Source organism: Limnohabitans sp. Rim8, from assembly GCF_945869175.1.
GTDB lineage: Bacteria > Pseudomonadota > Gammaproteobacteria > Burkholderiales > Burkholderiaceae_C > Limnohabitans_A.
In genome coordinates, this window is record NZ_CAMBNZ010000059.1 from 1 (window position 1) to 18376 (window position 18376).

General features: G+C 58.6%; 17 protein-coding genes. 10 read left to right on the top strand and 7 right to left on the bottom strand.

Going from position 1 to position 18376, the window contains the following annotated elements; translation table 11 throughout:
* On the bottom strand, positions 1 to 1194 hold a 1194-nt coding region (gene mltB, locus Q0O19_RS09670), incomplete at its 3' end, for a lytic murein transglycosylase B (RefSeq protein WP_295522421.1).
* Positions 1195 to 1298: 104 nt separating this feature from the next.
* On the opposite strand from mltB, the gene Q0O19_RS09675 reads away from it, so the two are divergent.
* From Q0O19_RS09675 to Q0O19_RS09685, 3 genes are read left to right on the top strand one after another with little or no spacing between them, the layout of a single operon-like run.
* Positions 1299 to 2252: a histone deacetylase family protein gene (locus tag Q0O19_RS09675; protein ID WP_295522423.1), complete on the top strand. Its 954-nt coding sequence runs from the start codon at positions 1299 to 1301 to the stop codon at positions 2250 to 2252.
* A complete protein-coding gene (locus tag Q0O19_RS09680) occupies positions 2245 to 3021 on the top strand; it encodes an enoyl-CoA hydratase (RefSeq protein ID WP_295522425.1) in 777 nt (258 codons plus the stop codon). Before Q0O19_RS09675 ends, Q0O19_RS09680 begins: the two co-directional genes overlap by 8 nt.
* Positions 3009 to 4283 carry a mechanosensitive ion channel domain-containing protein gene (locus Q0O19_RS09685; protein ID WP_295522427.1) on the top strand — a complete coding sequence of 425 codons (1275 nt, stop codon included), beginning with the start codon at positions 3009 to 3011 and terminating at the stop codon, positions 4281 to 4283. Before Q0O19_RS09680 ends, Q0O19_RS09685 begins: the two co-directional genes overlap by 13 nt.
* A 30-nt stretch (positions 4284 to 4313) precedes the next feature.
* Here Q0O19_RS09685 and Q0O19_RS09690 read toward each other — a convergent pair whose 3' ends face one another.
* The 5 genes from Q0O19_RS09690 to Q0O19_RS09710 are packed head-to-tail and all read right to left on the bottom strand — an operon-like array spanning position 4314 to position 8769.
* On the bottom strand, positions 4314 to 5192 hold the full coding sequence (locus Q0O19_RS09690) for an NAD(P)-dependent oxidoreductase (protein WP_295522429.1): 879 nt from the start codon (positions 5190 to 5192) through the stop codon (positions 4314 to 4316).
* 30 nt (positions 5193 to 5222) lie between these two features.
* On the bottom strand, positions 5223 to 6518 hold the full coding sequence (locus tag Q0O19_RS09695; RefSeq protein ID WP_295522431.1) for a TRAP transporter large permease: 1296 nt from the start codon (positions 6516 to 6518) through the stop codon (positions 5223 to 5225).
* Entirely contained in the window at positions 6515 to 7012 is a 498-nt protein-coding gene (locus Q0O19_RS09700; protein ID WP_295522433.1) for a TRAP transporter small permease, read from the bottom strand. Before Q0O19_RS09700 ends, Q0O19_RS09695 begins: the two co-directional genes overlap by 4 nt.
* Positions 7009 to 7725, bottom strand: a complete 717-nt coding sequence (locus tag Q0O19_RS09705) for an aldolase (RefSeq protein WP_295522435.1) — start codon at positions 7723 to 7725, stop codon at positions 7009 to 7011. Before Q0O19_RS09705 ends, Q0O19_RS09700 begins: the two co-directional genes overlap by 4 nt.
* Positions 7726 to 7737: 12 nt before the next feature.
* The gene (locus tag Q0O19_RS09710) at positions 7738 to 8769 is read right to left on the bottom strand and encodes a TRAP transporter substrate-binding protein (RefSeq protein ID WP_295522437.1); all 1032 of its coding nucleotides are present in this window, start codon (positions 8767 to 8769) and stop codon (positions 7738 to 7740) included.
* Positions 8770 to 8913: 144 nt separating this feature from the next.
* On the opposite strand from Q0O19_RS09710, the gene Q0O19_RS09715 reads away from it, so the two are divergent.
* The 7 genes from Q0O19_RS09715 (at position 8914) to Q0O19_RS09745 (ending at position 17625) form a co-directional block, all read left to right on the top strand.
* Positions 8914 to 9936, top strand: coding sequence for an NAD-dependent epimerase/dehydratase family protein (locus tag Q0O19_RS09715; protein WP_295522439.1), 1023 nt, complete (start codon positions 8914 to 8916; stop codon positions 9934 to 9936).
* Between the two features lie 42 nt (positions 9937 to 9978).
* Positions 9979 to 11694 (top strand): dihydroxy-acid dehydratase, encoded by a 1716-nt coding sequence (gene ilvD / locus Q0O19_RS09720; RefSeq protein ID WP_295522441.1) that lies wholly within the window; start codon positions 9979 to 9981, stop codon positions 11692 to 11694.
* A 186-nt stretch (positions 11695 to 11880) separates the two neighbouring features.
* Positions 11881 to 12636, top strand: a complete 756-nt coding sequence (locus Q0O19_RS09725) for an electron transfer flavoprotein subunit beta/FixA family protein (protein WP_295522443.1) — start codon at positions 11881 to 11883, stop codon at positions 12634 to 12636.
* Positions 12637 to 12638: 2 nt separating this feature from the next.
* Positions 12639 to 13571: an FAD-binding protein gene (locus Q0O19_RS09730; RefSeq protein ID WP_295522445.1), complete on the top strand. Its 933-nt coding sequence runs from the start codon at positions 12639 to 12641 to the stop codon at positions 13569 to 13571.
* 87 nt (positions 13572 to 13658) lie between these two features.
* Positions 13659 to 15479 (top strand): acyl-CoA dehydrogenase, encoded by a 1821-nt coding sequence (locus Q0O19_RS09735; RefSeq protein WP_295522447.1) that lies wholly within the window; start codon positions 13659 to 13661, stop codon positions 15477 to 15479.
* A 33-nt stretch (positions 15480 to 15512) separates the two neighbouring features.
* The gene (locus Q0O19_RS09740) at positions 15513 to 16466 is read left to right on the top strand and encodes a nitronate monooxygenase family protein (protein ID WP_295522449.1); all 954 of its coding nucleotides are present in this window, start codon (positions 15513 to 15515) and stop codon (positions 16464 to 16466) included.
* A 25-nt stretch (positions 16467 to 16491) separates the two neighbouring features.
* The gene (locus tag Q0O19_RS09745; protein WP_295522450.1) at positions 16492 to 17625 is read left to right on the top strand and encodes an acyltransferase family protein; all 1134 of its coding nucleotides are present in this window, start codon (positions 16492 to 16494) and stop codon (positions 17623 to 17625) included.
* Here Q0O19_RS09745 and Q0O19_RS09750 read toward each other — a convergent pair.
* Positions 17620 to 18376: cyanophycin synthetase (locus tag Q0O19_RS09750; RefSeq protein WP_295522452.1), on the bottom strand; the 757-nt coding region annotated here is incomplete at its 5' end. The two genes, Q0O19_RS09745 and Q0O19_RS09750, sit on opposite strands and share 6 nt — an antisense overlap.

Genomic DNA, 18376 nt, shown 5'->3' on the forward strand with positions numbered 1-18376 from the left:
TGGCATCTCACGGGCCACCGCCTCGGCCAGATCGATCACCGCCATGGCGTAGTAGCTGCTCCAGTTGTAACGCGTGATGGCGTAGAAGTTTTCGGTGCCGGCCACGTAACTGGGTGGGTTGATACCGTTGCGCAGTTCGATCAAGGCCAGCGGCCCAGTGTGTGCGAGCGCCGCCCCTTCGAGAGCTGCACCTTTGCCAACAAAGCTGGCCACACTGAAAGTGGGCAAGATGTCCGGGGCCATCAGGCTGTCCATATCGGTTTGGCCGGGGGTCAGGGACACCGGGTAATGCGTCGGCATGCCGGGGCGCCACTGAAAGGCTTTGAAATAGTTAGCCACCGAGCCAACCGCGTCGGCCGTGCTGCCAAACAGGTCAATGCGACCGTCCCCATCAAAGTCCACCGCAAATTTGGCCCAACTTGAGGGCATGAATTGCGGCAAACCCAAAGCGCCGGCGTAACTGCCCCTGACAGACAGTGGGTCAGCACCACTGCGAGAGGTCAGCAACAAGAACTGCTCCAATTCGCTGCGAAAAAAGGCCTGACGTTCAGCCGCTCTGGGGTGTGCCTGGGGAAAGTGAAAGGCCAGTGTGCCCAAGGCGTCCAGCACACGAAAGTTCCCTGTGTTTTGGCCATACAGCGTTTCGACCCCGATGATGCCGACGATGAGGGAGGCCGGGACACCGTATTCGCGTTCGGCTCGCTCCAAGCTGACTTGGTGTTTTTGCCAAAACCGCAGGCCCGCTTGAATGCGCACGGGCTCGATGAATCGGGCACGGTAAGCACCCCAGTCTTTGGCCACGGGGCTGGCAGGGGGCAGCACCAGTTTTTCGACCAGAGGCAAGCGCTGGGCCTGGGCCATGTTTTTTTCAGCCCAGACCGGGTCGAGTTGCAAGCGGCTGGAGGCTTCTTGCAGCCAGGTCGTAACCTCGGGGTTGGCATTCAGTCGGCCAGCCGAGGCGGCAGGGGCTGGTTTGTTGAGGGGTCGTTTGTGGCCGTTGACTGTGGATTTTTTCTTGGATTTTTTGGACGTTTGCTGACTGCTTTTGCTGGGTGGGAATGCTTTTTTTTCAGGGTTTTGGGCTTGCGCAGTGTTCGCCCAGGCGACGAACAAGAAAGGGCAGATCAAGAGGGTGAAAATCGCTTTCAGGCGCAGCGCAGGGTTGGATCGAAAAAAGGGAAGGTGGATTTTCATGCGGCGTTCAGTTTAATCGCGCCAAGGCCAAGGTACAAAAGCGCTGATGGGCGTGATAAGCTGAAACACCAACCACGGCAGTGATCTACAGGAAGACAAGCCTTATGGGCGCTACAGCGTATTTCTCACACCCCACATTCTGGAAGCACGAGATGGGCGCGGGTCATCCCGAGTGCCCTGAGCGGCTGGGCGCCATCGAAGACCGCTTGCTCATCACGGGTTTGGACATGGCTTTGCAACGCAGAGAACCCCGTCCGGCGTCTTTGGGCGACATTGAACTGGCCCACGGGCGCATGCATGTGGCTGCTTTGCGGGGTTTGGGCGATGCTCTGCGCGAAGACATGGCCGCAGGCGGTCCCACCCACACCTCGATCGACCCGGACACGATGATCAACGCCCATACTTGGGATGCGGCCTTGCTTTCGGCGGGTGCCGCCATCGATGCCACAGACGCGGTGCTGGCGGGCGAGTTGGAGAACGCTTTTTGTGCCGTGCGTCCACCAGGGCATCACGCTTGTCGCGACCAAGCCATGGGTTTTTGTTTTTTCAACAATGTGGCGATTGCGGCCAAATACGCGCTGGAGCGCCATGGCCTCCAGCGTGTGGCGATCGTGGACTTTGATGTGCACCATGGCAATGGCACCGAGGACATCGTGGCAGGCGACGAACGTATTCTGATGGTGAGTTTTTTTCAGCACCCGTTTTATCCCGAAGGCGGCTCGCAGTCGACGGCCAGCAATTTGGTGAATTTGCCGGTGCCGGCTTACACCAAAGGCATGGACATTCGCGAGCTGATCGACACGATGTGGCTGCCCAGGCTGGAGGCCCACAAGCCGGAGATGGTCTTTATCAGTGCCGGGTTTGACGCCCACCGAGAAGACGACATGGGCCAGATGGGCCTGGTAGAGCAAGACTACGCCTGGATCACCCAGCGCATCAAGGATGTGGCGCTGCGCCATGCCAAAGGGCGCATCGTCAGTTGCCTGGAGGGGGGCTACAACCTCAGCGCACTGGGCCGCAGTGTGGAAGCCCATTTGCGGGTGTTGGCAGATGTCTGATGTACTTCTTCACCAGTGCGATGCGAAGGGTGTACACCGCCTGACGCTGAACAGTCCCAGCACCTTCAACACCTTGAGCCAAGACATGCTCACCGCCTTGCAGCGGTGCTTGGACCAGATCGCTCAAGACGACCACGCCCGAGTGTTGGTGGTGGCCGCTGCTGGCAAAGCCTTTTGTGCGGGTCACAACCTCAAGGAAATGCGCGCCCAGCCGGAATTGGCGTATTACCAAAAGTTGTTTGCGCAGTGCACGCGCATGATGCTGTCTCTCCAAAAGTTACCAGTACCCGTGATCGCCCGCGTGCAAGGCTTGGCCACGGCGGCCGGTTGCCAGTTGGTGGCGCAGTGTGATTTGGCGGTGTCGGTGGACAGCGCGACTTTTGGTGTGAATGGCATCGATGTGGGCTTGTTTTGCGCCACCCCCAGCGTGCCGCTGGTGCGCAACATGCATGCCAAACAAGCCATGGAAATGTTGCTCACGGGGGGCTTCATCTCTGCCGATGAAGCCTGTCGTCGAGGGCTGGTCAATCGGGTGTGTCCGGCCACTGAGCTGGATGCGCAAGTGGATGATTGGGTCCAGTCCATTTTGAGCAAACCGCGCGAAGCGCTGCGCCTGGGCAAGGCCTTGTTTTACCAACAACGTGAAATGGGCATCGAGGCCGCCTACCAATTGGCTGGCCAAACCATGGCCTGCAACATGATGGACGATGTGGCCCAAGAGGGTGTTCAGGCGTTCATCGACAAAAGGACACCCTCGTGGCGGGTTTGAAATCCTTGACCATTGCCGATCCCTCGGCTTGGCTGAGTGCCTTGGTTCGTGCCGAGTCCCTTCAGGTGCTGATGGCCTTCGCCCTGTGCGTGGCGCTTTCTTGGTTGATCGCTTGGAGCACTCGCAAAGCCTTCGCAGAACATGCGTTGTCTGTTTTGCTGGGCAAGCGCCTGATTGACGGCGTGTTGTTTCCAACCGTGTTGCTCGGTTTGACCTTTGCGGCCCGTGCCTTGTTGACCGATGCGCAGCCCTTGCCGATGTTCGGTATTTTGTTGCCCGTGTGCATTTCGCTGGCATTGATCCGTTTGGGCGTCAAAGTCTTGCAGGTGGCATTTGACGAGGCGCCCTTTGTTCGGGTGTTGGAGCGCACGATTTCCTGGATCGCTTGGTTGGCAGTGGTGTTGTGGGTCTCGGGCGTTTTGCCCTTGATTTTGGAGGAGTTGGACCAGATCCGCTGGAAAGTGGGCGGCGCCATGTTGTCGGTGCGCACATTGCTAGAAGGTGCGTTGACAGCAGGCTTGGTCTTGATCGTGACCCTGTGGATTTCTGCGGCCTTGGAGTCCAGCTTGCTCAAGTCCGCCAAGGGCAGTGATTTGTCTTTGCGCAAAGTCATCAGCAACACGGTGCGGGCTGTGCTCATGTTTGTGGGGTTGCTTCTGGCGCTGTCGTCGGTGGGCATCGACCTGACCGCTTTGTCTGTGCTGGGCGGCGCAGTGGGTGTGGGCATCGGTTTTGGTTTGCAAAAGCTGGCGGCCAATTACGTGAGTGGTTTTGTCATCCTTGCAGAGCGCAGCATGCGCATTGGGGACAACGTCAAGGTCGACAATTTTGAGGGCCGCATCACCGACATCAAAGCCCGTTACACCGTGATCCGGTCGCCTTCCGGGCGCGAGTCGATTGTGCCCAATGAAATGCTGATCACTCAGCGAGTGGAAAATTCGTCCTTGACCGATTCCAAGATCGCACAGTCGACCACCGTGACGGTGTCCTATACCGCCCCAGTGGAAGAGGTCATGTCATGGTTGCTGCAAGCCTGTCAGGCGCACCCCCAAGTGTTGGCCGATCCGGCGCCCTTGGTGGCGTTGTCGGCCTTGGGCGTCAATGGGCTGGAATTCACCGTGAGCTATTGGTTGGATGACTCGGAGACAGGGCCCCTGAACCTGAAGTCAGACATCCATCTGGCGATTCTCAAAACCCTGCAAGCGCAGGGTGTCGAGATCCCATTTCCGCAGCGGGTGGTGCACATGGCAGGTGCTGCCTAGCCTGTTGAGGCTGGATAAGGCAGACGCGTGTCAGAAGGCCGGTCGTTGTTCGGGCCAGACCAGACAGATCAAGGCAGACAGTTCTGCTTCGCCCAAACCCGCAGCCTGGGCTGCGCGAAGTTGCTGTTGCACAGTGGCCATGACCGGCATGGGGGCGCCGGTGCTTTGCGCCACCTGCATCACCGTGTCCACATCTTTGAGCATGGTCGATAGAGCCCCAATGGAGGGTTGGGTGGGCGTGACCATCCGGGGCACAAAGACTTGCAGTGGTTTGGAGTCGGCCCAGCCGCCTTGCAGGGCTTTGGCAAGTTGATTCAAGTCGATGCCATTGCGGTGGGCCAAACCGACGGCCTCTGCAATCGCTGCCACCGTGCTGGCCACAATGGTCTGATTGCAAAGTTTGGTGGCTTGGCCCGCGCCGCTGTCGCCCATGTGGGTGATGTTGCTGGCATAAGCGCGCATGGCTTGACTGGCGCTTTCCAAGCGGCTCGCGGGGCCGCCCACCATCACGGCCAGATTGCCAGTTTGCACGCCCGCAACGCCACCGGATACGGGTGCATCGATCCAATCCGCTTGGCAAGCCAAGAGAAGGCGTTGGCTCCAAGCGCGAGTCTGCTCAGGGGGAACACTGGAGTGGTCCACCAGCCACTGCAAATTGCGCGCATGGACGATGCCTTCAGAACCGAACACGACATCTTCAACGGCTTGCGTGTTCAAAAGGCACATGAAAACGCCATCCACATCGCTCGCCGCTTGGGCAGGCGTGTCACACCATTTCGCCCCCAATTCGATCAAGGCGTTTGCTTTGGCAGGGGTTCGGTTCCAGACATGGACCGCATGGCCCGCACTCAAGAGGCGCTTGACCATCGGCTCGCCCATCAAGCCCAGTCCGCAAAAAGCCAGTTTCATGGATGAGCTTCCCTTGCAGCAGCCTGGGCGTCAGAGTTTGAGCGCTTGGGGCAGGAACAGGGCGATTTGCGGGAAGGCCACCAGCAAGGCAAGCACCACGACCAAGGTGTAGACAAAGGGCATGACGCCTTTGAAGATGGTGGCGGTGCTCAACTCGGGCAGCATGTTGCGCACGACAAACATGTTCATGCCGACCGGGGGACTGATCAGCCCGATCATCACCACCAAAACAATGACAATGCCAAACCAGACCGGGTCAAACCCCAGGCTCACCACCAGGGGGAAAAATACCGGCAGCGTCAACAACACCATGGAGAGCTCTTCCATGGCGGCGCCCAAAACGATGTAGATAGCACAAATCGCGATCATCACGGCCACGGGGCTGATGTTGTGTGTGGAGACCAGGCTTTTCAGATCAGAGGGCAGTGTGGTGAAGTTCACGAAATTAGCAAAGACCAAAGCGCCCACCAAGATCATGAACAGCATGCCGGTGGTACGCGCACTTTCGACCAAGATGTCCAGGGTGACGGGCCAGTTCAGCGATCTGCGCAAAAGGGCAATGATGAAGGCACCGAAAGCACCGATGCCCGCACCTTCCGTGGTCGTGAACACGCCACCGTAAATGCCGCCCATCACGAGCACAAACAAAACGGCCACAGCCCACACATCTTTCATGGCATCCATGCGCTGCGACCAACTGGAGCGTTCAGCTGCAGGACCGGATGACGGGTCACGCCAAGTGAGGAAGGCAATGGTCAGGCACATCATCAGCACGGCCAGCAAGCCAGGAACCATGCCTGCTGCAAACAGTTTGCCGATGCTGGTTTCCGTGACCAGACCATAGATCACCAAAATGGTGGAGGGCGGAATCAAAATGCCCAAGGTGCCTCCGGCCGCAATGGCGCCAGCCGCCAACTGCCCCGAGTAGCCATGGTCTTTCATGGAAGGGTAGGCCACCTTGGTCATGGTGGCAGCTGTGGCAATGGATGAGCCGCATACACTGCCGAATCCGGCGCAGGCCATCACGGTGGCCATGGCCAAACCGCCTCGGAAATGCCCGACCAGGGTGTAGGCGGCACGGTAAAGCTCGCGTGACATGCCTGCGCGCGTGACGAAATTGCCCATCAAGATGAACAAGGGCACCACCGACAGCGTGTATTCAAAACCGGCTTCGTACACCGTGGAGGTGACTGAAGCCAATGCGGGGTTGAGTCCCCTCATCCACCACAGGCCCGCAAACCCGACCAAGCCCATGGCAATCGCCAGAGGTACCCGGGCAAACGCCAGGATCAACATGGCCAGCAGGCCGATACTTGCTTCTGTCATGGTGTCACTTCGTTGGAGTCGGAGGTGGTTTGTTCGGCGTGCGGTACAAAAATAAGCACCAGGTGCATCAGGCCAGCAATCACGATCATGCCGCTCATGGTGTAGACCACAGGGGCCAACGGCAGCAGCAAGACGTTGGTCGTGTCGCCATATTCTGCAACGCGCACTGCCCGCTTGAAGAGGATGTAGCCGACACCCGCTAAGGCCACAAAACAGATGACATCGGCCAGTCGATTGAGAAAGGTTTTGACCCCTTGGCTCATGAAGACATCAAAAGTGTCGATCACGATGTGCTCACGCCGGGCACTGACCAAAGGCAAAGCGCAGTAAATCAGCAAAGCCAGTCCTATTTCCGTGATTTCAAAGCCACCTGCCAGTGGTTTGTTGAAAAAATACCGACCCACCACATCCACCGCAGTGATGACCATCATCAAAAAAAGCACGGCTGCGGCACAGTAACCCAAGGTCCTTTGTAAAAGTTGAGCGAATGTCATCTTGGGTGTCCTTGCCTCAGGCGTTTGGCGCGACGTGTCCATGCGTCGAAAGTGATGTTCATGATGCGGTCGGTGCGCAAGAAATCTCTGGCGCGGCGCGCTTCGGCGGGATTGATCGCTTGAACCCCTCCAACCGTGGATGCGTTGATTTGCAGTTGGGCCATGCGCTCCATGAAAACGGCCAAAAACGCGGCTTCTTGTACGCTGCGTCCTGCCGTCAGAAGGCCATGGTGTGCCAAGAGCATGGCATGGTGTGGCCCCAGTGCGGTGGCGATGATTTCGCCTTCTTTGTCTGCCGTGGGTAAGCCTGGCCACTCGGGCAAGAAGACCAGGTCTTCAAACAAAGGTGTGGCGTCCATGTGCGCCACAACCAGTGGGCATTCGGCTGCAGCCAGTGCAGAAGCCGCTGGAGGATGGGTGTGGACAATGGCGTTGACGTCTGGGCGGCTGTTGTAAACCCACAAATGAAAGCGTGTCGCCGGGTTGGGCTCGCGAATGCCATGCGCACCTTCCCCTTCGATCAAGCGCATGTCACCGTCAATCAACAGCCACGACGCATCGTTGGCTTCATCAAATGACAAGCCCAGAGGCAGCGTCCAATAGGTATTGGGTGCAGGTCCCCGGGCGGTGATTTGTCCTGCTAACCCTGATTCATGCTTTTCATCGGCAAGGATCAGGGCGCAATGGGTCAGAGCAGGGCGGGGATCAGTCATCCGATGCCGAAATTATTTGCCTTCAGCCACGCGCTTGAGCTCTTCTCGGAATTCGGCCAAGACCTTGGCACCTTCCAGCCCTTTGGCGTTGGCCGCTTGGATCCAGTTGTTGGCCAGGGGCTCTGTGCGGGTGCGCACTTCGGCAATGAACGCCGGGCTGGCTTGTTGGATGTTGACGCCCGCAGCGCGCAAGGCTTCCATGCCGCCTTTGTCTGCAGCATCCCAAGCTTGACCCGCAAGGCGAGCCAGGGCTTCACCCGACACGGACATGATGGCATCTTGGTCTTGCTTAGACAGCTTGTTCCACTTCTCTTCATTCATGAAAAAGCCAAAGGCCGAAGAGTAAAACCCGCCTGGGAAAATCGTGGCGTGTTTGACCACTTTGTCCAGGTTGAAGGATCGGATGGATTCGGCAGGGAAAAACGTGCCATCGGCTACGCCAGATGCCAGAATTTCATAGGATTCGGGTGCGGGCTTGACCAAAGGTGATGCGCCCAAGGCTTTTGCAGAGGCTTCCGAGATACCGCCGCCGCTGCGGATTTTCATGCCCGCAATGTCAGCGACCGAGTTGACCGGTTTTTTGACCAAAAACATTTGACCGGGGCCATGTGTAAAGACGCCCAGCAATTTGACGCCTTTGTATTCACCCGCCTTGTGCAGGTGTTTCCAGTGGATGCGACTGAAGGCCACGGAGTTGATTTCAGCAGTGCCACCCGAACCAGGCAGCTCGGCCAGAAGCGGCAGGGGGTGGCGAGCGGGGGTGTAGCTGGCGGTCACGTAAGACACGTCCATCACGCCATCGCGCACGCCGTCAAAAGTACCTTGAGGGGCCACGGGGTGCTTGGCCAGCATTTGCATTTTGACGCGGCCGTTGGTGGCCTTTTCGACCGCTGTAGCCCAACCACCCAAGACATCACGGGTGAGTGGATGGCTAGGACCGACCCAGCTCGACATGGTCAGCACGGTTTGGGCGCTGGCCGTATTGAAACCCATGGCCAGTGCCATGGCGCCTGTCAAAGCGAGGTGTTTGAAAACTTTTCTCATGAGGTGTCTCCGTCAAAATGTCAGGACCTGGGGCAGGCGGTTGAAGAAAAGGAAAGTATATTGATTGGATATTGTCAAAACGGCCAAATCCGTCATGGTTTACCCGGGGCTCGTGACGACTGTTGATCTTTTTTCCATAAAAGCATGCGCCATTCATTCCATCTGCCGCCAAACGCTCGTGTTCTGATCACGGGTGCTGCCGGTTATGTTGGGCAAGCCTTGGTGCAGGCCTTGGCCTTGAGCGCGCCAGCCTCCTGGCAATGGGTCTTGACCGATGCCCAATCAGCTGAGGGCGGGCGGCCCGATGCCAACACCCGGTGGGTGGTCGGTGATTTGTCGGATGCTGGGGTGTGTGATGCGCTGTTTGAGCAGCCTGTCCATGCGGTGGTGCATTTGGCCGGTTTGATGAGCGGGCGCACAGAGCAAGATGTGGCGTTGGGAGAGCGCATCAACTTGCATGCGAGTTTGGATTTGATGGGCCGTTGCCGAGCCCAATACAGACAAGGGGGACCTTGGGTGCGGTGGCTCATGACCAGTTCGATTGCGGTCTTTGGCACGCCCCTGCCGCATCGCATCGATGACCACACCCCCCAGCGGCCAAGCCTCAGTTACGGCACCCACAAGCGCATGCTGGAGTTGATGCTGGACGACATGAACCGCCGTGGCGACATCGATGGCCGCGCTGTGCGCTTGTCGGGGGTGGTGCTGCGCCCCGTTTTGCCCAATGGGGCTTTGTCGGGGTTCAACAGCGACTTGATTCGTGAACCTTTGTCGGGCCGCGCCTATGTGTGTCCTGTGTCAAGGCAAGCCAGACTGTGGCTTTTGAGTTTGTCTACCGCACTGGAACACCTGACGCGCTTGTTGGGTTTAGACCATGCCAGTTGGTCCCACATCATGGGCCCAGCAGGAACCTGTGCCCTGAATGCGCCGGCTTGGCCCGTGACCGTGCAGGAACTTTTGCAAGCCATGGCCCAGATCGATCCACAGGTACTGCAACGTGTGCAGTTTGCCCCGCAGCCAGAGATCGAGGCGCAGTTTGGTGCATGGCCGCTGGAGGTGTCCTTTGCGCTGGCCCAGCAGATGGGTTTGACCGACGAGCGCCAAACTTTCCAGCATGATTTGAGTGCATTTGTGCGGCAGTTGGCGCAGCCGATCATCAGCCCTTGAGCATCCATTCACAAACACATCAAAATTACCGGAGAAATAGGCATGAGCACCCCGAAACGCACATTCACGCCACCTGACAAACTCACCTCCGCCCGCATTGTGGAGGGCATGGATCGCACGCCCCATCGGGCCTTTTTGCGTGCAGTGGGCCTGTCGGATGAAGACTTTGGCAAGCCCATGGTGGGCATCGTCAGCCAGCACGGTGAAAACACACCATGTTCAATGTCATTGGGTCCGCAAGCCGATGCAGCCAGGCTGGGCGTGGCTGCAGGGCAGGGCATTTCAGTGCCCTTCACCACAATCTCCGTCTCTGACGGTGTCTCCATGAACCACGCAGGCATGCGCATGAGCTTGGTGTCGAGGGAGATCATCGCCGACTCCATCGAAGCGGTGATCACGGCCCATGCTTACGATGGCTTGCTGGGTTTTGCCGGATGTGACAAAACATTGCCAGGTGTTTTGATGGCCATGGCTCGGCTCAATTGCCCGAGTGTGTTTGTGTATGGTGGGGCCATGTTGCCCGGTCAGTGGCGCGGCAAAGATGTGACCATCCTGACCGCCTATGAGGGGGTGGGCTCGGTTCTTGCTGGGCAGATGAGTGAGCAAGACCTGCACGAACTCGAGCGTGCGTGTTCGCCCACGGTGGGTTCTTGTCCGGGCCAGTTCACAGCGAACACGATGGCCATGGTGGCCGAAACCTTGGGTTTGGCTTTGCCCGGCTCGGCCATGATGCCCGCGGTGTACAGCGAGCGCCTGGCGCTGGCGCGAGCTGCGGGTCGGCGCATCACCGAGATCATTCGTGAGGGCGGTCCTTTGCCGCGTGACCTGATCACCCGCAAGTCCCTCGAAAACGCTTGCGCGGCTGTGGCGGCCACTGGCGGTTCCACCAACGCCGGCTTGCACCTGCCGGCCATTGCCCACGAGGTGGGCATCTCGTTCACCTTGGACGATGTGGCGGCTGTTTTTGCCAGAACCCCCTTGATTGCGGACTTGCAGCCCGGAGGGCGCTTTTTGGCGGTGGACCTTCACCGGGCCGGTGGCGTCCGGTCGGTTTTGAAGTCTTTGCTGGAGGGCGGCCATTTGCATGGCGATGCCCTGACCCTGTCCGGGCGGACCTTGACCGAAGATTTGGCCGATGTGTCTTTGCCGGACGGTCAAGTGGTTCGGCAGGTGTCCCAGGCCATCAGCCCCAGCGGTGGGGTGGTGGTGCTCAAAGGCAATCTGGCGCCCGAAGGCGCTTTGATCAAGGTGGCTGGCTTGAAGTCCTTGGTGTTCGAAGGCCCAGCGCGCGTCTTTGAAAACGAAGAGGAATGCTTCGAAGCGGTGACGCAACAAGCGTATTCGGCGGGTGATGTGCTGGTGATTCGCAACGAAGGCCCTAAAGGCGGGCCAGGCATGCGGGAGATGCTGGGCGTGACGGCGCTGGTTTACGGGCAAGGCATGGGCGAGAAAGTCGCCTTGTTGACCGATGGCCGTTTTTCGGGCGCGACCCGGGGCATGATGGTGGGCTACATCGGGCCGGAAGCGGCGGACAACGGCCCCATTGCCTGGCTGAAAGACGGGGACCGCATCCGGCTCGATGCCAGTGTGGGAACGCTGGATGTTCTTTTGAGCCCGCAGGTATTGGCTGAGCGTGCGCAGGCGGCTGCTGCTAGGCCCAAACCAAGGTTGTCTGGCGTACTTGAAAAATACGCGAAGCTCGTTTCAGCGGCTCGTTTGGGAGCGGTCACGCACAGCGGCCCAGGACAAACGGAATAACCCTGTTGAGCAACAAGGGTGTTTCGGCATTTCGGTGTAAATTTCGAACGACCGTGCTTTTTTGCCGATAATGGCGCATATTTGGCGGTCTTTTGATGCACAATTGACGTATACGTCAACTGCCAAGCCCGTCAGATTGTTGCTCGCATGCGTGGCCTGTTTTGATCATTCAATGGAGAAGTTTTCATGAAAATTCTGGTTCCCGTGAAGCGGGTCGTGGACTACAACGTCAAGGTCCGAGTCAAATCCGACGGTTCGGGTGTGGACATCGCCAACGTCAAGATGAGCATGAACCCCTTTGATGAGATCGCGGTGGAAGAAGCTGTGCGCCTGAAAGAAAAAGGATTGGCCACCGAGGTGATCGCTGTATCTTGCGGCGTCACGCAATGCCAGGAAACCCTGCGCACCGCCATGGCCATTGGTGCCGACCGCGGCATTTTGGTGGAAACCCCAGCCGACCTGGATTTGCAGCCTTTGGCGGTGGCCAAACTGTTAAAAGCTTTGGTGGACAAAGAGCAGCCTGGTTTGATCATTCTGGGCAAACAAGCCATTGACGACGACTGCAACCAGACAGGCCAAATGCTTGCCGCATTGGCGGATCTGCCTCAAGCGACATTCGCCAGCAAGGTCGAGATCGTGGACGGCAAAGCCCAGGTGACCCGCGAAATCGACGGGGGTCTGGAAGTCTTGTCCATCAGCTTGCCTGCGGTGGTGACCACCGACTTGCGCTTGAATGAGCCGCGCTATGTGACGCTGCCCAACATCATGAAGGCCAAGAAAAAGCAGCTCGACATTTTCAAGCCAGAAGACTTGGGTGTCGATGTGTCCCCCCGCATCAAGACCCTGAAGGTGGCAGAACCCGCCAAGCGCAGCGCCGGCATCAAGGTGCCCGATGTCGCCACGTTGGTGGACAAGCTCAAGAATGTTGCAAAGGTAATCTGATCATGACCGCACTCGTTATTGCAGAACACGACAACGCCTCCATCAAGGGCGCAACCCTCAACACCGTCACCGCCGCTGTCGCTTGCGGCAGTGACGTGCATGTGCTGGTGGCGGGCCACAACGCTGGCGCCGCTGCGCAAGCCGCAGCCCAAATCGCCGGGGTGTCCAAAGTGATCCACGCCGACAGCGAGGCCTTGGCCCATAGCCTTGCCGAAAACGTTGCAGCTCAAGTGCTGGCCATCGCCGCCCAGTACAGCCACATCTTGTTTCCTGCCACTGCAGCGGGCAAGAACGTGGCCCCTCGCGTGGCCGCCAAGTTGGACGTGGCGCAGATCAGCGACGTGACGCAAGTCATCTCCGCCGACACCTTCGAGCGCCCCATCTACGCCGGCAATGCCATGGCCACAGTGCAAAGCACAGACGCGACCAAGGTCATCACCGTGCGCACCACGGGCTTCGATGCTGCAGCCGCTGCAGGTGGCACGGCCACCGTAGAAAGCGCAGCAGCTCAAGCCGACAGTGGCAAGAGCAGCTTCACGCGCAGCGAGATCGCCAAAAACGACCGCCCCGAATTGACCGCCGCCAAGATCATCGTTTCCGGTGGCCGCGCTTTGGGCAGTTCAGAAAAATTCAATGAAGTGATGACGCCCCTGGCCGACAAGTTGGGTGCGGCCATCGGTGCCAGCCGTGCAGCGGTTGATGCCGGTTATGCCGCGAACGACCTGCAAGTGGGCCAAACGGGCAAGATTGTCGCGCCTCAGTTGTATGTGGCGTGCGGTATCTCGGGTGCGATCCAGCACTTGGCCGGCATGAAGGATTCCAAGGTGATCGTGGCGATCAACAAAGACCCCGAAGCACCGATCTTCAGCGTGGCGGACTTTGGCCTCGAAGCCGATTTGTTTGCCGCTGTGCCAGAGTTGACCCAAGCACTGTGATGATTTAACGGTTGCCAAAAAGGCCTCCAAGAGAGGTCTTTTTTGTACCCGACCCCCATTTCCTCGGACCCCCTTCGGAGACAAGACATGAGCTACAGAGCACCACTCAAGGACATGCTTTTCAACATTGAGCACCTCGCCCGCATCGACCAGATCGCGCAGATTCCCGGCTTTGAAGATGCCGGGCTTGAAACCGCGCAAGCGGTGCTTGAGGAGTGTGCCAAGCTCAACCAGGACGTGATCTCGCCGCTGAACTGGGAAGGTGACAAAAACCCATCGTTTCACAATGGCCGTGGCGTGACCACTACGCCCGGTTTCAAAGAGGCCTACCTGCAATACGCCCAAGGCGGTTGGCAAGGCTTGCAGCACCCGGTCGATTTCGGAGGCCAGGGTTTGCCCAAAACCATTGGCGCAGCCTGCGGCGAGATGCTCAACTCGGCCAACATGGCTTTTGCCCTGTGTCCCTTGCTGACCGACGGTGCAATCGAGGCGCTGATCACCGCAGGCTCAGACGAACTCAAGGCCATCTACCTCGAAAAACTGATCTCCGGCCAATGGACCGGCACCATGAATTTGACCGAGCCACAAGCGGGCTCTGACCTGGCCGCCGTGCGCACCCGGGCCGAGCCCCAGCCTGACGGCACGTTCAAAATTTTTGGCACCAAGATCTACATCACCTATGGTGAGCACGACCTGGCCGAGAACATCGTGCACCTTGTGCTGGCCCGTGTGCAGGGCGCACCCGAAGGTGTCAAAGGCATCAGCTTGTTTGTGGTGCCTAAATTCTTGGTCAAGGCCGATGGGTCTTTGGGCGATCGCAACGATGTGCATTGCGTGAGCATCGAGCATAAGATGGGCATCAAGGCCAGCCCCACCGCGGTGCTGCAGTTTGGTGACGGCACGGCGGCGGGTATCGCTGACAGCAACGGACCCGGTGCTGTGGGCTATTTGGTGGGGCAGGAAAACCGGGGCCTCGAGTACATGTTCATCATGATGAACGCGGCACGCTATGCCGTGGGTGTGCAGGGCATCGCGATTGCCGAGCGTGCTTACCAAAAGGCCGTGCAGTACGCCCGTGACCGTGTGCAAAGCCGTCCCGTGGATGGCAGCTTGCCGGCCGCTGGCCCCATCATCCACCATCCCGATGTGCGCCGCATGCTCATGACCATGCGGGCCTACACCGAAGGATGCCGCGCCATGGCCACAACGGCAGCGGCCGCTTACGATGCCTCGCATCACCACCCCGATGCCGAGGTGCGCAAGCAGAACGAGGCGTTCTACGAATTCATGGTGCCCTTGGTCAAAGGCTTCAGCACCGAGATGAGCCTGGACGTCACCAGTTTGGGTGTGCAGGTGCACGGCGGCATGGGTTTCATCGAAGAAACCGGTGCAGCGCAGTACTACCGTGACGCCAAGATTTTGACCATCTACGAAGGCACCACCGCCATCCAGGCCAATGACCTGGTGGGCCGCAAGACGGCGCGTGATGGGGGGCAAACCGCCAAAGCCCTGGCCGCGCAAGTGGCGAACACCGAAAACGAACTCACCGCCTCTGGCCACGCCGATGCACTCGCGGTGGCCAAACGCATGAAAGCCGCCCGCGAAGCATTTGTGGATGTGGTGGATTTCGTGGCGGGCAACACCAAAGCCCACCCCAACGACGTCTATGCAGGCAGCGTGCCTTACCTCATGCTGGCCGGCAACTTGATGGCCGGCTGGCAAATGGGACGCGCCCTGCTGGTCGCACTCACGCCTGCAGCGCAAGCACAGGACGGGGCATTCATGGCCGCCAAAGTGAGCACCGCGCGTTTTTACGCCGATCACATTTTGTCCAAAGCCCCAGGCATCAGAGACAGCATTGTCGAAGGTGCGGGCAGCGTGACCGCGATGGCCCTCGACGCTTTCTGAAACCGATTCAAACAATAATTTTTAGGAGACAACATGTCCAAGCTGCCCCCCGTTCTGTCCAACCTGCCTTTCCCCGCCATTGCCTCGCCCCTGTTCATCATCAGCAACCCGAAACTGGTCATTGAGCAGTGCAAGGCCGGCGTTGTCGGCTCCATGCCCGCTTTGAATGCCCGCCCAGCCGAACAACTGGAGGAATGGTTGATCGAAATCACGGAGACCTTGGCGGCCTACAACAAGGCCAATCCCGACAAGCCTGCGGCACCCTTTGCCATCAACCAGATCGTGCACAAGAGCAATGACCGTCTGGAGCATGACATGGCCATGTGCGTGAAATACAAGGTGCCGATCATCATCACCTCATTGGGTGCGCGCGAAGAAATCAACGAGGCTGCCCACAGTTACGGCGGCGTGGTGCTGCACGACATCATCAACAACAAGCACGCGCACAAAGCCATCGAAAAAGGTGCAGATGGCTTGATCGCTGTGGCAGCCGGTGCAGGTGGCCACGCAGGCGTCAAAAGCCCATTCGCCTTGATCCAGGAAATCCGCCAGTGGTTCGACGGCCCAGTGGCCTTGTCGGGCTCCATTGCCACGGGTGATGCAATTTTGGCCGCGCAGGCCATGGGCGCAGACTTTGCCTACATCGGCTCAGCCTTCATCGCGACCCTTGAGGCGCGTGCTGCCGATGAGTACAAACAAGCCATTGTGGACTGCGACTCTGACGACATCGTCTTGAGTAACCTGTTCACCGGGGTGCATGGCAACTACCTGGCCCCATCGATCCGCGCTGCTGGCCTGGACCCGGAAAACCTGCCCGAGTCTGACCCGAGCAAGATGAACTTTGGTGGCGATGCCAAAAAAGCCTGGAAAGACATTTGGGGTTGCGGCCAGGGCATTGGTGCCATTGATGCGGTGCAAAGCACTGCAGCGCTGGTCGCCCAATTCAAGGCGCAGTACCAAGCAGCGCGGGCGCGGTTGACACTTTGATGGCCGGAGTCCGAGTCTGAAATCGATGCCATTGCCGCCAGAGAAAAGCGCTTTGGACCGCGCTTTTTTGCTCAATGTTCTAAAGGCGACAGGGTGCATCTTGATTGTTTTGCACCATTTGGCTTTTTATGGCCCCATGTCGGACGTGGTCATGCAGGCATGGCCGGCATTGATCGAGGCGCTTTACGCACATGGCCGCTTGGCCGTGCAGGTTTTTTTGGTGTGCTCGGGTTTTCTCATGGCCACGACCTTGAGCACGACCCGCGTGTGGGGGTGGACAAACACCATGCGCATGGCTTGGTTGCGTTACTTGAGGTTGACCATCCCTTTGCTTGCGGCATTGAGCGTGACGGTGTTGTTGACCGAATATTTGCGGGATGACCACGATGTGTCGCATTTGTCAGCCACGCCTGACTGGCACAGCGCTCTGGCGCACCTGTTGCTGATGCAGCATGTGCTGGACTTCGAGGCCTTGTCGGCCGGCATTTGGTACGTTGCGATTGATTTTCAGCTTTACCTGATCACTTTGCTCACGCTGCTGTTTGCCTCGCAAGTCGCCCATCGTTTTCCGTCCTTGCGCATCGAAACCCTGCGTTGGCAACTCTGGTTAGGCTTGAGTTTGGCGTCCTTGATGGTCTGGAATTTGAATGACGAACTAGACAATTACGGCGTGTTTTTCTTTGGCTCATACGGCATGGGCTTGCTCGCTTGCACTGCCCGGCAAAGCCGTATGGGCTTTCAAGGTTGGGCGGTGTTGGTCGTTTTGGGCGTGCTGGCCTTGTGGGTGGATCCGCGTTGGCGCATTGCCACCGCTTGGGGGTGTGCCTTGCTCTTGCTTTGGGCGCCTTCAGGCTGGTTCTCGGGCGAGCGTTTGCCTTTGCGCGTGCAACACGTCATCCAGTGGCTTTCAAAAGTGTCTTATTCCGTCTTCTTGATCCACTACGCCGTGATATTGGCCGTCAGTGCTGGGGTGTCCGCCCATTGGCCCGATGATGTGTGGGCCAATGCGCTGGGCATGGCGGTATCTGTGGCTTTGTCGGTGTGGATCGGCAGTGCGCTGAACAGGCTGACCGAGCGTCAGCCGCATGACCTCAAACATTTGTCGGCATGGGGCATGGTCTTCATGGCCAGTGTGGGGCTGGCCATGGTGTCCTCATGAGGCCGCTTGGACTTTCTCGGTGATGTAGGCCAAGGCTTCTTCCACCTGGTCGATCAAGATCAAGCACAGGTCGCCCGGTGACAAACGGCTCAAGGCCGTGTCGATGGCATGGAATTCGCCCTGAATGTCCTGGACGTGGGTGGTGCGCACTGCCCCTTGCAAGCCTTCACGCAACAGGGCAATCACCTCTCCATCGGCGCGACCGCGCTGGCAAGCGTCTTGGTAGAGCAAGACTTCGTCAAATGCTTGACCCAAGATCTTGGTTTGGTCACGGATGTCTTGGTCGCGCCGATCGCCGGCACCACTGATGACCACCATGCGTTTGTTGGCAGGCATGTTGTCCACCGCATGCACCAAGGCGGCAATGGCATCGGGGTTGTGGCCATAGTCGGCAATCAAGGTGGCACCACGGTAGTCAAACACGTTGAAGCGTCCGGGCACACCCTGGATGTCACTGATGAAGGTGGAGACCCCTTGTGCGATGGCATCCCATGACACGCCGACAGCCCAGGCGGCACCGATGGAAGCCAAGACGTTTTCGGTCTGGAAACCGATCTGCCCTTGGCGTGTGAGCGGCACTTGCGACAGCGGTATGCGCAAAACCTGTTTGCCTTTTTGGGCCACGATGTGACCGTCTTCGGTGAACACCACCTGTTTGCCTTGGGCGCGGTGCGTGGCCAGCACCGGGTGGTTGCCGTCGAGTGCAAAAAAGGTCACTTCACCTGGGCAGTGTGGTGCCATGAACACCACA

Excerpts from the sequence above, each read along its gene's own strand:
- Q0O19_RS09675 (WP_295522423.1), top strand. The coding sequence starts at position 1,299 with ATGGGCGCTACAGCGTATTTCTCACACCCCACATTCTGGAAGCACGAG.
- Q0O19_RS09680 (WP_295522425.1), top strand. The coding sequence starts at position 2,245 with ATGTCTGATGTACTTCTTCACCAGTGCGATGCGAAGGGTGTACACCGC.
- Q0O19_RS09690 (WP_295522429.1), bottom strand. The coding sequence starts at position 5,192 with ATGAAACTGGCTTTTTGCGGACTGGGCTTGATGGGCGAGCCGATGGTC.
- Q0O19_RS09695 (WP_295522431.1), bottom strand. The coding sequence starts at position 6,518 with ATGACAGAAGCAAGTATCGGCCTGCTGGCCATGTTGATCCTGGCGTTT.
- Q0O19_RS09700 (WP_295522433.1), bottom strand. The coding sequence starts at position 7,012 with ATGACATTCGCTCAACTTTTACAAAGGACCTTGGGTTACTGTGCCGCA.
- Q0O19_RS09705 (WP_295522435.1), bottom strand. The coding sequence starts at position 7,725 with ATGACTGATCCCCGCCCTGCTCTGACCCATTGCGCCCTGATCCTTGCC.
- Q0O19_RS09710 (WP_295522437.1), bottom strand. The coding sequence starts at position 8,769 with ATGAGAAAAGTTTTCAAACACCTCGCTTTGACAGGCGCCATGGCACTG.
- Q0O19_RS09715 (WP_295522439.1), top strand. The coding sequence starts at position 8,914 with ATGCGCCATTCATTCCATCTGCCGCCAAACGCTCGTGTTCTGATCACG.
- ilvD (WP_295522441.1), top strand. The coding sequence starts at position 9,979 with ATGAGCACCCCGAAACGCACATTCACGCCACCTGACAAACTCACCTCC.
- Q0O19_RS09725 (WP_295522443.1), top strand. The coding sequence starts at position 11,881 with ATGAAAATTCTGGTTCCCGTGAAGCGGGTCGTGGACTACAACGTCAAG.
- Q0O19_RS09730 (WP_295522445.1), top strand. The coding sequence starts at position 12,639 with ATGACCGCACTCGTTATTGCAGAACACGACAACGCCTCCATCAAGGGC.
- Q0O19_RS09735 (WP_295522447.1), top strand. The coding sequence starts at position 13,659 with ATGAGCTACAGAGCACCACTCAAGGACATGCTTTTCAACATTGAGCAC.
- Q0O19_RS09740 (WP_295522449.1), top strand. The coding sequence starts at position 15,513 with ATGTCCAAGCTGCCCCCCGTTCTGTCCAACCTGCCTTTCCCCGCCATT.
- Q0O19_RS09745 (WP_295522450.1), top strand. The coding sequence starts at position 16,492 with ATGCCATTGCCGCCAGAGAAAAGCGCTTTGGACCGCGCTTTTTTGCTC.